General features: G+C 27.4%; 14 protein-coding genes, 2 tRNA genes and 1 other annotated feature. Of the genes, 12 read left to right on the forward strand and 4 right to left on the reverse strand.

From position 1 onward, the window contains the following. Both ppdK and VLK81_RS06065 read right to left on the reverse strand, forming a co-directional pair. Positions 1–2,625 (reverse strand): pyruvate, phosphate dikinase, encoded by a 2,625-nt coding sequence (ppdK, locus tag VLK81_RS06060; protein ID WP_324619760.1) that lies wholly within the window; start codon positions 2,623–2,625, stop codon positions 1–3. Between the two features lie 17 nt (positions 2,626–2,642). Further along, positions 2,643–3,458, reverse strand: a complete 816-nt coding sequence (locus VLK81_RS06065) for a pyruvate, water dikinase regulatory protein (protein WP_324619761.1) — start codon at positions 3,456–3,458, stop codon at positions 2,643–2,645. Between the two features lie 134 nt (positions 3,459–3,592). Next, positions 3,593–3,760, forward strand: a binding site (T-box leader). A 35-nt stretch (positions 3,761–3,795) separates the two neighbouring features. Between VLK81_RS06065 and VLK81_RS06070 the strand changes: the two genes are divergently transcribed. The 5 genes from VLK81_RS06070 to VLK81_RS06090 all read left to right on the forward strand — a co-directional run bounded on the left by VLK81_RS06070 (position 3,796) and on the right by VLK81_RS06090 (position 8,611). Next, complete coding sequence (locus VLK81_RS06070; protein WP_324619762.1) at positions 3,796–6,429, forward strand: valine--tRNA ligase; 2,634 nt, start codon at positions 3,796–3,798, stop codon at positions 6,427–6,429. Further along, positions 6,395–7,681 (forward strand): bifunctional folylpolyglutamate synthase/dihydrofolate synthase, encoded by a 1,287-nt coding sequence (locus VLK81_RS06075; RefSeq protein WP_324619763.1) that lies wholly within the window; start codon positions 6,395–6,397, stop codon positions 7,679–7,681. Before VLK81_RS06070 ends, VLK81_RS06075 begins: the two co-directional genes overlap by 35 nt. Next, positions 7,669–7,821: a hypothetical protein gene (locus tag VLK81_RS06080; protein WP_324619764.1), complete on the forward strand. Its 153-nt coding sequence runs from the start codon at positions 7,669–7,671 to the stop codon at positions 7,819–7,821. Before VLK81_RS06075 ends, VLK81_RS06080 begins: the two co-directional genes overlap by 13 nt. Next, complete coding sequence (gene hpt, locus VLK81_RS06085; protein WP_324619765.1) at positions 7,811–8,323, forward strand: hypoxanthine phosphoribosyltransferase; 513 nt, start codon at positions 7,811–7,813, stop codon at positions 8,321–8,323. Before VLK81_RS06080 ends, hpt begins: the two co-directional genes overlap by 11 nt. Positions 8,324–8,407: 84 nt before the next feature. Then, entirely contained in the window at positions 8,408–8,611 is a 204-nt protein-coding gene (locus VLK81_RS06090; protein WP_324619766.1) for a cold-shock protein, read from the forward strand. Between the two features lie 126 nt (positions 8,612–8,737). Here the strand turns inward: VLK81_RS06090 and VLK81_RS06095 are convergent. Then, positions 8,738–8,811 (reverse strand) — tRNA-Cys (locus VLK81_RS06095). Between the two features lie 3 nt (positions 8,812–8,814). Continuing rightward, a tRNA-Gly gene (locus VLK81_RS06100) sits at positions 8,815–8,889 on the reverse strand. A 94-nt stretch (positions 8,890–8,983) separates the two neighbouring features. On the opposite strand from VLK81_RS06100, the gene VLK81_RS06105 reads away from it, so the two are divergent. The 7 genes from VLK81_RS06105 (at position 8,984) to xseA (ending at position 14,212) form a co-directional block, all read left to right on the forward strand. Beyond that, on the forward strand, positions 8,984–9,709 hold the full coding sequence (locus tag VLK81_RS06105) for a DUF6873 family GME fold protein (protein WP_324619767.1): 726 nt from the start codon (positions 8,984–8,986) through the stop codon (positions 9,707–9,709). Positions 9,710–9,824: 115 nt separating this feature from the next. Then, a complete protein-coding gene (gene hisS, locus VLK81_RS06110) occupies positions 9,825–11,138 on the forward strand; it encodes a histidine--tRNA ligase (RefSeq protein ID WP_324619768.1) in 1,314 nt (437 codons plus the stop codon). Positions 11,139–11,198: 60 nt separating this feature from the next. After that, positions 11,199–11,756 carry an elongation factor P gene (gene efp / locus VLK81_RS06115; RefSeq protein ID WP_324619769.1) on the forward strand — a complete coding sequence of 186 codons (558 nt, stop codon included), beginning with the start codon at positions 11,199–11,201 and terminating at the stop codon, positions 11,754–11,756. Between the two features lie 23 nt (positions 11,757–11,779). Then, positions 11,780–12,103 (forward strand): CD1247 N-terminal domain-containing protein, encoded by a 324-nt coding sequence (locus VLK81_RS06120; protein WP_324619770.1) that lies wholly within the window; start codon positions 11,780–11,782, stop codon positions 12,101–12,103. Between the two features lie 194 nt (positions 12,104–12,297). After that, positions 12,298–12,621 carry an Asp23/Gls24 family envelope stress response protein gene (locus VLK81_RS06125; protein WP_324619771.1) on the forward strand — a complete coding sequence of 108 codons (324 nt, stop codon included), beginning with the start codon at positions 12,298–12,300 and terminating at the stop codon, positions 12,619–12,621. A 3-nt stretch (positions 12,622–12,624) separates the two neighbouring features. Continuing rightward, positions 12,625–13,029 (forward strand): transcription antitermination factor NusB, encoded by a 405-nt coding sequence (gene nusB, locus VLK81_RS06130; protein ID WP_324619772.1) that lies wholly within the window; start codon positions 12,625–12,627, stop codon positions 13,027–13,029. Then, positions 13,019–14,212 (forward strand): exodeoxyribonuclease VII large subunit, encoded by a 1,194-nt coding sequence (gene xseA, locus VLK81_RS06135; RefSeq protein ID WP_324619773.1) that lies wholly within the window; start codon positions 13,019–13,021, stop codon positions 14,210–14,212. The genes nusB and xseA overlap by 11 nt, the downstream gene beginning before the upstream one ends.

Consider the following 14,212-nt stretch of genomic DNA (forward strand, 5'->3'; position numbering starts at 1 on the left):
TTATTTTTTTCTTTCTATTTCAGCCTGAGCTGCTGCAAGTCTTGCAATTGGAACTCTGTAAGGAGAGCATGAAACATAATCAAGATTTATTTCGTTGTAGAATTTTATTGATTGAGGGTCACCTCCAGTTTCTCCACAGACTCCTATTTGTATGTTAGGATTTGAAGCTCTTCCATTTTCAGTACACATTTTTATTAAATATCCAATTCCTTTAATATCTAATGTTTCAAATGGACTTTTTTCAAATATACCTTTTCTAATATATTCATTTATGAATTTACCTGAATCATCTCTAGAAAAACCATAAGTCATTTGAGTTAAGTCATTAGTACCATAACTAAAGAAATCAGCTACTTTTGCAATTTCTCCAGCTAAAATTGTTGCTCTTGGTGTTTCAATCATTGTTCCTACTTTGTAATCTATTTTTTCGCTATTTTCTTCAAAAACCATATTTATTTCTTCCATTATTTCTTTCTTTACAAAGTTTAATTCATCTCTGTCTATAGAAAGTGGAATCATAATTTCTGGATGAACAGAAATTCCTTCTTTTTTGCATTTAATAGCTGCTTCCATAATAGCCCTAACTTGCATACGATAGATTTCTGGATAAGTTACTGCAAGCCTTAATCCTCTATGACCTAGCATAGGATTAACTTCTGCTAGCTCTATAATTGTATCGTGAATTACTTTTTTATCAATATTTAATTCTTCAGCTAGTTTTTTTATATCTTCTTCATTGTGAGGTATGAATTCATGAAGAGGTGGGTCTAAAAGTCTAATAGTAAATGAATGACCATTTAAAGCTTTAAACATTTTGTAGAAGTCATCTCTTTGGAATGGAATAATTTTATCAAGAGCTTTTTTTCTATCAATTATATTTTTAGCAATAATCATTTCTCTTACAGCTATAATTCTATTTTCTTTAAAAAACATATGCTCAGTTCTACAAAGTCCAATTCCATCTGCACCAAATTCAATGGCTTGTGTAGCGTCTTGAGGAGTATCGGCGTTTGCTTTTATTTTTAATCTTTTAATTTCATCTACCCATTTCATAAATATTTCAAAATTACCTGATAGGGTAGGATTAATCTTTTTAACTTCACCTTCAAAAATCTCACCTGTTGAACCGTCTATAGATATTATATCTCCAGTATGATATTCTCTACTATCAACTCTCATAACCTCATTTTCTTCGTCAACCTTAACTTCACTAGCCCCAGCTACACAACATTTTCCCATTCCTCTAGCTACTACAGCTGCATGTGAAGTCATACCTCCTCTGGATGTTAAGATACCTTCAGCAATAATCATTCCTTCGATGTCTTCTGGAGAAGTTTCTTGTCTTACAATAACAACTTTTTCACCATTTTGTGCTGCTAGCTTAGCCTTTTCTGATGTAAAATAAATTTTACCTGAAGCTGCACCTGGAGAAGCTGCCAAACCTTTTGATATAAGTGTGCTTTTTTTAATATCTTCTGGGTCAAAATTAGGATGTAGAAGTTGAGAAATTGAATCTGGACTAACTCTCATAATAGCTTCTTCTTTACTTATTAAGCCTTCATTTACTAGGTCAACAGCAATATTAATAGCAGCAGAAGAAGTTCTCTTACCATTTCTAGTTTGTAAAATAAATAATTTTCCTTCTTCAATAGTAAATTCAAGGTCTTGCATATCTTTATAGTGACTTTCAAGTCTTTTAATTGTATCTTCAAATTCCTTGTAAACTTCTGGCATTTGTTCTTTTAAAGTATGAATTTCTTTTGGAGTTCTAATTCCAGCTACAACATCTTCACCTTGTGCGTTCATTAAATATTCACCAAAAACATTAGAATCTCCAGTTGCTGGGTTTCTAGAAAAAGCAACCCCAGTACCAGAATTTTCTCCCATGTTTCCAAAGACCATAGATTGAATGTTTACTGCTGTACCAAGTTTATCATCAATATTATTTAATTTTCTATATATTTTCGCTCTTTGATTGTTCCATGATTTAAAAACTGCCTTCGTAGCAAGTTTAAGTTGAGTTATAGGATCTTGAGGGAAGTCCTCATTCATTTCTCTCTTATAAACTTTTTTATATTTTTCAACTATTTCTTTTAATTCATCTGCGGTTAGTTCAGTATCTTTATCTCTGTTATTTTCTTCTTTTACAGAATCTAAAACAGAATCAAAATAAGCTTTTGGAATCTCCATTGCTACGTCAGAGAACATTTGAATAAATCTTCTATAACTGTCATAAGCAAATCTTTCATTGCTTGATTTATTTGCAAGGCCTATAACAGATTTATCATTTAGACCTAGGTTCAGTATTGTATCCATCATACCCGGCATAGATTGTACTGCTCCACTTCTAACGGAAACTAGTAGTGGGTTTTCAGTAGATCCAAATTGTTTTCCAGTAGAACTTTCTAGTTCATGTAAATGAGAAATTATTTCATTTTCTAAATCTTGCCAAATTTCTTCGTTTTCTTCATAAAATCTGTTACATGCTTCAGTAGTAACGGTAAACCCATTCGGTACATTTAAATTTAGATTTGTCATCTCAGCAAGATTAGCACCTTTTCCTCCAAGAAGGCTTCTCATATCCTTATTTCCTTCTTTAAATGAATAAACATATTTTTTAGCCATTTTAGTTCTCCTTTAAATTAAATAAATTTTTTTTGTTGTTTTTTAAGGTAGTTAATAATAATATCAGCTGTTTCCTCTATAGCTCTGTTAGAAACGTCTATTATAGGACAACCAATTTTTTGCATAATATCCATTGCAAAGTCAATTTCTTCTAGTATTCTATTAAGATCAGAATAAGAAGAACCTTGTGGAATACCTAAAGACTTTAATCTTTCAACCCTAATTTTATTAAGGTTTTCTGGAGTATTTGTGAGTCCAATTATTTTAGAGTTTGGAATTTCAAAAAGTTCTTTTGGTGGTGTAGTTTCAGGAACGAGTGGAATATTGCAAACCCGATAATTCTTATTAGCTAAGTACATTGAAAGGGGGGTTTTAGAAGTTCTAGATACACCTACAATAACCAAATCACTTCTTAAGATACCTCTTGAATCTTTTCCATCATCAAATCTTACAGCAAACTCAATTGCCTCAACTCTCTTGAAATAGTTTTCGTCAAGTTTTCTTAATGCTCCAGGCTTAATAGATGGACTTATACCACACATTCTTTCTATTGCAATAATAGAAGGAGTCATAACATCAATATAGTTAGCTTTTTTCAAATCTAAAATTTTTTTAATTGATGTTAATAGAAATTCATCTACAAGGGAATAGAAAAAAATAGAGTTATTAAAATCTTCAACGGAAGAAATAATATTCTCAAGTTGATCCAAAGTTAAAATATGAGAAAATCTTTGAATTTTATAATCAAGATTTTCAAACTGCGAAAGTGCGGCTTTTGCTGTCTGTTCTGCAGTTTCACCAAGTGAGTCACTAATTACAATAACATTATACATATTTATCACACACCTTAGTAATTTACTAATTACATTATATACTAAATATTGATTTTTTAATAGGTCTAATAATATTAATAAAATAATATTAAATTGACAGATTTAAGAAAGTATAGTAAAATAAACTAAATTTAATAGTGGCGAAGATTAAGAGTAGTAGATTAGAACTGTTATTTAGAGAGAAAATGGTTGGTGAAAATTTTCTAACAAGCTATTTGAAGTTGCTTATGAGCTAGATATTAAATAAGCGTAATTTATTTTACGGAAATTAGGTGGTACCACGATAACTATTCGTCCTATACGAATAGTTTTTTTATTATTTAAAAAGGAGTAGAATGTGAAAGAGTTAGAAAAAGTATATGATCCGAGTCTTTTTGAAAAAAGAATTTATAAGATTTGGAAAGAAGGAGGATATTTTAAGGCAAATAATAATTCTGGAAAAAAGACTTATTCTATGGTTATGCCTCCCCCAAATGTTACAGGAATTTTACACATCGGGCATGCACTAAATAATACATTACCAGATGTTATGGCTAGATATAAAAGATTAAAAGGATATGAAGTTTTGTGGATTCCAGGTACAGATCATGCTAGTATAGCAACAGAAGCAAAAGTTAAAAATAAAATTGAGTCAGAAGGAAGAAAAAAAGAAGATCTAACTAGAGAAGAATTTGTAGAAGAAGCATGGAAATGGACCAAAGAATATGGAGGTAATATAAAAACCCAACTAGAAAGACTTGGTATTTCACCAGACTGGTCTAGGGAAAGATTTACTTTAGATGAAAAACTTTCCAAAGCTGTGGAAACATTTTTTATTAATTTATATAAAGATGGTTATATTTATAAAGGCGATAGAATAGTAAATTGGTGTCCTCACTGCAATACAGCTGTATCAGATATAGAAGTAGAACATGAAGATGAGAATGGAAAATTATATTATATAAAATACAAGATAGAAAATTCAGATAAATTTCTTCTAATTGCAACTACAAGACCTGAAACTCTTCTTGGGGATCTTGCTGTAAGTGTTAATCCAAAGGACGAAAGATATAAGGATTTAGTTGGTAAAAATGTAATTCTACCATTAGTAAATAAACTTATTCCTATTATTGAAGATAGTTATGTTGATATGGAATATGGAACAGGAGTCGTTAAAATTACACCCTCACATGATCCAAATGACTTTGAAGTAGGTAGTAGAGCTAATCTTGGTCAAAATATCGTAATAGGTACAGATGCAAAAATCATAGCTGGAAATGGTAAATATTCTGGCATGGATAGATATGAAGCTAGAAAAGAAATTATTAAAGACTTAGATAAACTTGGTCAGTTAGAGAAAATTGAAGATATATCTCATGCAGTAGGACATTGTAGTAGGTGTAAAACTATTATAGAACCTCTTATTTCTAAACAATGGTTTCTTAAAATGGATGAACTCGCTAAACCAGCGATAGAAGCTGTAAAAACAAAAAAAATTAAATTCTATCCTGAAAGATTTGAAAAAACCTATTTAAATTGGTTAGAAAACATAAGAGATTGGTGCATATCTAGACAGCTTTATTGGGGACATAGAATACCCGTTTATACATGTACAAAGTGCGGTAAAATCTATGTTGGAATAAATCCAAAAGAAAAGTGTGATGAGTGTTGTAATGATTCATTTAAACAAGAAGAAGACACTCTTGATACTTGGTTTTCTTCAGCACTTTGGCCATTTTCTACAATGGGTTGGCCTGAAAAAACAGAAGACTTTAATGAATTTTTCCCAACTGATTTATTAATTACTGGATATGATATTTTATTTTTCTGGGTTATAAGAATGGTTTTTTCATCATTGTATAATACAGGCGAGATTCCTTTTAAAGATGTTTTCTTAACTGGACTAGTTAGAGACTCCGAAGGAAGAAAGATGTCTAAATCACTAAATAATGGAATTGATCCAATAGAGGTAATGGATAAATATGGAGCTGATGCTTTAAGATTTATGCTTACTAATGGAATGACTGCTGGAAATGATATGAGATTTTATATTGAAAGAGTTGAATCTGCTAGGAATTTTGCAAATAAGCTTTGGAATGCTTCTAGGTTTGTTTTGATGCACACAAATCAGGACTATAAAGGTGAATTGTATTTAGAAAATCTAAAGACTGAAGATAAATGGATCTTAGGTAAACTTTCTTTAATGACTAAAGAATTCTCAAATCATATGGAAAAATATGAATTTTCAATGGCAGCATCAACAATTTATGATTTTACATGGAACTATTTTTGTGATTGGTATATAGAAATTATAAAGAAAAGATTATTTTCAGAAGATTCTACTGATAAAAAAACTGCTAGCGAATGTAGTTTATATGTTTTAACTAATATTTTAAAAGTTCTATCCACTATTATGCCATTTATTTGTGAAGAAATCTATTCATTCTTGCCAAATAAAAAGGATATGCTTATTAATGAGAATTATCCAGAAATTAATTTTGATAATGAATATTCAGAAGAAATTTTTGAATTAGATAACTTGATTGATGTAATAACTCAAATAAGAAATAGAAGAAATGAATTAAATATACATCCATCAAAAAGATCAACTTTATTGATAGATACTAGTGATATTTATTATAATCTATTTAAAAATAATTTAGGAATTTTAACTAGTATGTCAAATGTGGACTCAATAGAAAGAGTTAAAAATGATCCTGGTGACAGTATTCAAATTGTTAATGAAAACTATAAAATTTATATTCCTCTAAAAGGTCTCGTAGACTATGATAAAGAATTAGAAAGGCTATATAAAGAAAAAAATATAGCCGAATCAGAACTTAAAAGAGCAGAAGGAAAATTAAATAACAAAGGATTTACAAGTAAAGCTCCACAAAATTTAATTGATGAAGAAAAAGAGAAAATAGAGAAATATAATAAATTAATTAATGAAATAGATGCAAGTATTAAAAATGTTAAATCAAAATTATAAAGATGCAATTAATTTTTTAGATAGCCCTCAAAGATATGGAAACCATGGAGATTTAAAGAATATCTCTATGGTTCTCAGATCTTTTTCCAATCCTCAGAATAGTTTTAAATCAATTCAGGTTACAGGTACTAATGGTAAGGGATCTACATCCACTTTTGTTCACAATCTTCTAATACAAAAAAATCTAAAAGTTGGTCTGTTTACATCTCCTCACATTATTAGAATAAATGAAAGGATTAAAGTCTCTTCTAAAGAAATATCAGATGATGATTTGGCAAAATATATTTTAATTGTAAAAGATAAAATGGAAAATTTAAATATAGATTTAACTTATTTTGAAATATTAACCATAGTAAGTTTTCTATATTTTAAAGATAAAAAAGTTGATATTGCCGTTATAGAAGTTGGAATTGGTGCAAGAATTGATCCAACAAATATTGTTTCAAATACAATTCTTTCTATAATAACTACTATTGGTATTGATCATAAAAGTAGATTAGGATCAACAAAAGAAGAGGTTGCTTACGAAAAATCTTTTATAATAAAAAATAAATCTAAAGTTGCAAGCTTTAAGCATGAAAAAAATGTTGACGACATATTTATCAATAAGGCTAAAGAAAAAAACAGCTCAATAATTTTTATTAATAGGGATGAGATAAAATATCAAAAATTAGTAGATGGTTTTCAAGTCTTTTATAGCGATAAAAAATATCATCTAAAAAGCTTATCTAAGTTTCAAGTTTATAATAGCTATTTAAGTTTAATTGCTTTAAAGGAAATAGGTTTTTCTTTCGAAGAAAATGAATGTGAAAAAGCCTTTAACATTGAAATACCAGCAAGAATGAATATTTTGAATAATAAGCCATTAATTATAGCTGATGGTGCTCATAACGAAGATGCCTATAAAGAACTTTTAAATTTTATAGAATCCGCTAAATATGATAAAATAATTTTATGTATTGGGACTATGGCTGATAAGGAGTATTCCGAATCTTTAAAGCAAATTATTGATATGTCTAGTAAAGTTATTATAAGCAGAATAGATTGTGATAGAGCTTTAAATATGGACAAAATAAAGGAAATCTATAACATAAAAAATTATGAAATAATAAATAATCTTAATGATGCTTATACTAAAGCAATTGAACTATCAGATAGTTCTTCATTAACTATATTTACTGGATCACTATATTTTATTGGAGAAATTCTTAAATTACATCAAGAAAATAGGAGGTTCTATTGGAAAATTTAAAACCTGTATTATACTTTTTCGTTATTTTAGTATTAATCAGTATACAATATACTTTAAATAAAATTTTAATGGAAATTAGAAGAATAAAATTTGATTCAAAAAGTTTAGATTTGAGGGAGAAAAGAACAAGTGAAAAGTAAAGTGCTGTTTAGTGAAGAAGTTATTAAAAAAAGAATTAGTGAAATTGCTAAATCTATTAAAAAAGATTTAGGATACGATGATCTTGTCGTAATTGCACTTTTAAGAGGTGGCTTTATCTATGCCTCTGACCTTGTAAGAAAACTTCGCGAAAACATTATAATAGATTTCATTACAACTTCGTCATATGATAATAATGAATATTCTAGTGGAGTAGTTGATATTTTATCTGATATTAGAACAAATGTAGAAAATAAAAACGTATTAATTGTTGATGATATATTAGATTCTGGTAGGACTCTATTAAAAGTAAAAAAACATATCGAAAGTAAAAATCCCAAAAATATTAAAACCTCTGTATTATTAGATAAAAAATCTAGAAGGATTGAGAATATTGAGGCCGACTATGTAGGCTTTGAGATAGAGGATTATTTTGTAGTCGGATATGGGTTAAATTATGGTGAATATTTTAGAAATGTTCCTTATATTTTCATTTTTGAATAAACATTGTTGACAAATTCATTTTATTATGTTATAGTAAAAAAAGTGACAGTGTCACAAAAGTTTTTTAAGGAGTGTAGTTTATAAATGACAAAAGGAACAGTAAAATGGTTTAACGCAACAAAAGGATATGGATTTATTTCAACTGAAGAAGGAGAGGATGTATTCGTACACTACTCAGCTTTAGAAGATAATGGTGAATTCAGAACTTTAGACGAAGGACAAGAAGTTGAATTTGAAATCACTGAAGGCGAAAAAGGTCCTCAAGCTTCAAACGTTGTTAAATTATAATATAATAAAAAAATTTAAATAACGCGAAGTAAAACCCCTATTTTTAATAGGGGTTTTAGTTTTATATATATTCAATATTAAATAATATAATTTATAAATAAAAAAAGTACTCATTAAAGAGTACTATGGAGGCGACACCCAGATTTGAACTGGGGGTGAAGGTGTTGCAGACCTCTGCCTTACCGCTTGGCTATGTCGCCTAATGGAGCGGAAGACGAGATTCGAACTCGCGACCCTCGCCTTGGCAAGGCGATGCTCTACCACTGAGCCACTTCCGCAAATATTAAAAAAATATTAAAATTAAATTAATTTTTAATTACTTGTATAATATACACTATATAATATCTTATGTCAAGTAAAAAGGAGATAATTTTGAAATATAATTTTTTAAATTTACCAAAAGCATTAATTTGCTCAAATAAATTAGATAAAAAACTAATATATCTTATTGAATCTTTAGGAATTAAGTATATTCCTAGTATCAATAATTTAAATGTTAATAAAAATATCATGGATCATCCAGATATATCTATTTTCGAATTAAAAAAAAATAATTTTTTAATTGCAGAAAATTTATTTTTAAAGTATGAAAATTTATTAAAAGATTATGATTTACAATTAATAAGAGATAATGAAGATTTTTCCGAGAGCTATCCAAATGATTCATTTTTAAATGTATTTAAGTTTCAAAAATATTATTTACATACTGATAAAAGCTCTAAAATCCTTGATAAACTAATGAAAAATATGTCTTTTAAAAAATTAATTACAAAACAAGGTTATTCAAATTGTAGCTGTTTAAATATTAATGACAATATTGTTATAACAGAAGACTATTCTATTACAAAGATATTAAATAAAGAAAATATTAAATTTTTATTAGTGAACAAAGGAGAAATAAAACTTCCAGGATTTAATTATGGATTTATAGGAGGGTCTGGGATTCAGCTATCAGATAAATTATTTTTATTTTCTGGCAATATTAAAAAGCTTTCTTATTATGATAATTTAATCTCAATTTTACAAAAGAATGAATTAGAGCCTATTTATCCAGATATCGACATAGTTGATTTTGGGGGATTTGTTCCAATATATTAAATCCTAATTCTTTAATTTTTTTATTTTATATGATAATATATGTATAAATAGAGCATTACTTTATTAATTTCATTATTCAAATTTTATATTTGAATTATATGTTTAAGGAGGAAATATGACTATTGTTAAACCATCTATACTACCAGGATTTTTAGAATTACTTCCTAGAGATCAAATAGTTTTTGATAATTTAAAAGAAATAATTGAGAGAAATTTTAAATTCTATGGTTTTTTTCCACTAGATACACCAATGATAGAAAAAAAAGAAGTATTACTAGCTAAAGAAAATGGTGAAACAACTAAGCAAATGTATGAAATAGACTCTTCTTCAAAAGATATGGTTTTAAGATTTGATCTTACAGTTCCATTATCTAGATACGTTGCAGAGCACTATCATGAACTTGAGTTTCCATTTAGAAGGTATCAAATATCAAAAGTATTTAGAGGTGAAAGAAACCAAAAAGGAAGATTTAAAGAATTTTATCAAGCAGATATTGATATAATAGGAGACAATTCTCTAGATATTAAGAATGATGCTGAAATTCCTAGAGTTATACTTTCCATATTGAAAGATATGAATTTTGACCAAATAAGTTTTCATATAAATAATCGTAAACTTATTAATGGATTTATGAAATCACTTGATATAGAAAATTATGATGAAGTTTTAAGAGCTATTGATAAAGTTAAGAAAATGACTAAAGAGAACTTTTATTCATATCTTTTAGAACTTGTTAAATCAAACGAAAAAGCTGATAGCATAATTGAATTCGTTTCCAAAGATTTAGAAAATGAAGAAATAATTGACTACTTAAATTCTCTTGAAATTGATAATGAAGAATTTGTTCAAGGACTTGAAGAGCTAAAAGAAGTTTATAAATATATGAAAATTTTTGGCGTAGACAATGAGTATATTAGAATAGATTTATCAATAACTAGAGGCTTAGATTATTATACTGGTACTGTTTATGAAACTTTTATTAAAGGATTTGAATCTATTGGAAGTATATGTTCAGGAGGAAGGTATGAAAATCTATCAGGTAATTTCATTGAGAGAAATCTTCCGGGTGTAGGTATCTCTATAGGACTTTCTAGGCTTTATTATTCTCTTAATGAATTAGGTCTACTAAATAATGAAAAAAATAATAATATAGATTTAATTATTTTTTCTATGGGAGTTTCATACGAATATCCAATTAAAATATTAAATTTACTTAGATCAAATAATTATAAAGCTCAGATTTATTTTGAAGATGTTAAATTTAAGAAAAAACTAAATTATGCAAATAAACTTGGTATTCCTTATGTTATTATAATAGGGGATGAAGAGTTAAAAGAAAATAAAGTAACTTTTAAAAATATGCAAACTGGAGAGCAAATTTTGTGTTCATCTGAAGAATTAATCACTAAACTTAATGATATATTGTAAAAAATTAAATTTAATGATAAAATTATTGGTGAATAGAGCATAAATTTAGGAGGATAATTAATGATATCAGCAAATGACTTCAGAAAAGGCGTTACTTTTGAAATGGATGGAGATGTTTATCAAATATTGGATTTCCAACATGTTAAGCCTGGAAAAGGAGCAGCCTTTGTAAGGGCTACTATTAAATCTGTTATGAATGGAGGTTCAAAAGAATTAACATTTAATCCAAACGATAGATATCAAGTGGCAAGAATTGAGACAAAGGAAATGCAATATTTATATAATGATGGACAATTATATTATTTTATGGATACAGAAACTTATGAACAAATTCCACTTGATGCAACAGATGTTGAAGATGCAATTAAATATTTAAGAGAAAATGATATGGCTACAATTAGAATATATAACAATAAACCTTTTGATGTAGCTGCACCAAACTTTGTTGAACTAGAAGTTACTCAAACAGAACCAGGAGTTAAAGGCAATACTGCCACTGGTGCAAGTAAACCAGCTACAGTCGAAACTGGAGCAGTTATTAATGTTCCTTTATTTGTTAATATTGGAGATAAAATTAAAATAGATACACGTACTAATGAATACTTATCAAGAGTATAATACAAAATCTAGGAGGATTTAAAATGGAAAACTTATTTGAAAAAATTTCATATCTAAAGGGATTAGCAGAAGGCCTTGACTTAGATAATGAATCTAAAGAAGGAAAAGTTCTTGTAAAACTTATAGATGTTCTACAAGAAATGTATGAAGAAATTGATGATTTATATGACTCTCAAGAAGAACTTGAAGATTATGTTACATTTATTGATGAGGATTTATCTGAAATTGAAGATGAATTCTATGAATATGATGATGAGTACGATGACATGGATTATGATGATTATGATGATTATGATTTCTATGATGAAGATGAGTCTGAAAATCAAGAGGAAAATGATGAACAATAAATGCTACTATTAGAGGTATCATAGATACCTCTTTTTTTTTATTGCTTTATTAATTAAAATGTTTTAATTTCAATCTTTTTTTAAATTATACAAAAATATATTTATAAATATTAATTATTATTTTTTAAATAAAAATTAATTGAAAATTTATTCATTTTTTGATAGAATATCTATATGTAAGGAGGAGAAAATATATGGAATTTAAAGGTAGTATAAAAATATCTCAAGACATAGTTACAAATATTATTGGAATAACTGTAAGTGAGATTGAAGGCGTGAATTGTATTATTGGATATAGTCCAAATACACTAATTAATATTAAAAATAAAGATAACTCTGGAATTGTAGTTGATTATAATGAGAATTCAATAGTTGTTACTCTTTCAGTTATTTTAGATAAAAATTATATAATTACTGAAGTTTGTGAAAAAATCCAAACACAAGTAATTGAAAAAGTCAAAACAATGACTGATTTAGTAATCAATCAAGTAAATATTTATGTAGCTGGAATTATTTAGTAAATGACTCGAAAACAAGCTAGAGAATTGGTGATGAAGATACTTTATGAGATGGAGATAAAAGATGAATTTTCTACCTCCATCTTAGAAGCCTATAGTTCTTATAAGGATGATAGTGAATATTCTTATATTAGTTCTTCTATTTTATCTGTTATTAAAAATATAACTTTTATTGATGAACTAATAACTAAGAATTTGAAAGGATGGGATAAATTAAGAATTTCTAAAGTTGATTTATCTATTTTGAGAAACTCAATTAATGAAATATTCTTTATGGATGATATCCCAACTAGTGTTTCTATTAATGAAGCCGTTGATTTAGCAAAAAAATATTCTTATGAAGATAGTTATAGATTTGTAAATGGCCTGTTAGGTACTATCGTAAAGGAAAAATCTGATGACTTTTAACGTTAGTCAAGTAGTATCTTATGTAAATCAAATAATTAAATCAGATTTTCTTCTTCAGGAATTAGAAGTTGAGGGTGAAGTTTCAGGTTTTAGGCTAGTTGGAGCCAACATATTTTTTGATCTTAAAGACAATATGTCTATTATCTCTTGCTATTATCCTGTAAGTCAGCTTAAAAATGAATTTAAATTTGAAGATGGAAAAAAAATTATTGTTAAGGGGCAAGTTAGGGTATTTTCTAGGAATAGCAAATTACAATTGTATGTTTCTGATGTAAAAGAAATAGGATTAGGAGCTTTATTTGAAAACTTTTTAATACTTAAAAATAAATTAGAGAATGAAGGACTATTTGATAGAAAATATAAAAAAGAAATTACAAAATTTCCAAGTAAAATTGGCTTGGTAACTTCTCTTGAAGGTGCTGCAATTAATGATTATCTTATATCTTTAAACAAAAAGTATAGGGGAATAGATATATATTTATGCAAAATAAGAGTACAAGGAAAATCAGCCTGTAGTGATATCATTAATGCATTAAATATATTAGAAGAAAAGAATCTAGATTATATTGTAATAACAAGAGGAGGAGGCTCTTTAGAAGATTTAAATATATTTAATGACGAAAATCTTGTAAGACAAATTTTTAAAACAAAAACACCGATAGTTTCAGCTATTGGTCATGAAGAGAATATCAGCCTTACTGATCTTGTAGCCGACATTACAAAGCTAACTCCTACTGATGCTGGACTAAGCACAACTGCTGATTTTAATGAAATTTTAATTCATATTAATAGGCAATTTGAACATAATAAAAAAATTATTTTTAAAAATTTAGAAAACAAAAAGCTCGGATTAATCAATATTTATAATAAGATCCTATTATATAACCCAAAGAATAAAATTATTGATTTAAAAAAAGATACCCAAATAGTAAACAATAAAATATTTAATTCTTTAAAAAATAAAATTAATAAAAGTAGGAGACAGTTAAGTAATATCTATAATATATTAAATAAAAACAATTATATGGATATGTTTGATAAAGGCTTTGCTTTTATAACCTTAGACGAAAATATAATAAGAGATATTAAAGATATAAATTTAAACGATGAAATAAATGTTGTTTTAAAAAATGGAAGTTTCAGAGCTAGGATTATAGAAAAGGGTGGGAAAAGTGGACTATAA

Source organism: Citroniella saccharovorans, from assembly GCF_035481615.1.
GTDB lineage: Bacteria > Bacillota > Clostridia > Tissierellales > Peptoniphilaceae > Citroniella > Citroniella saccharovorans.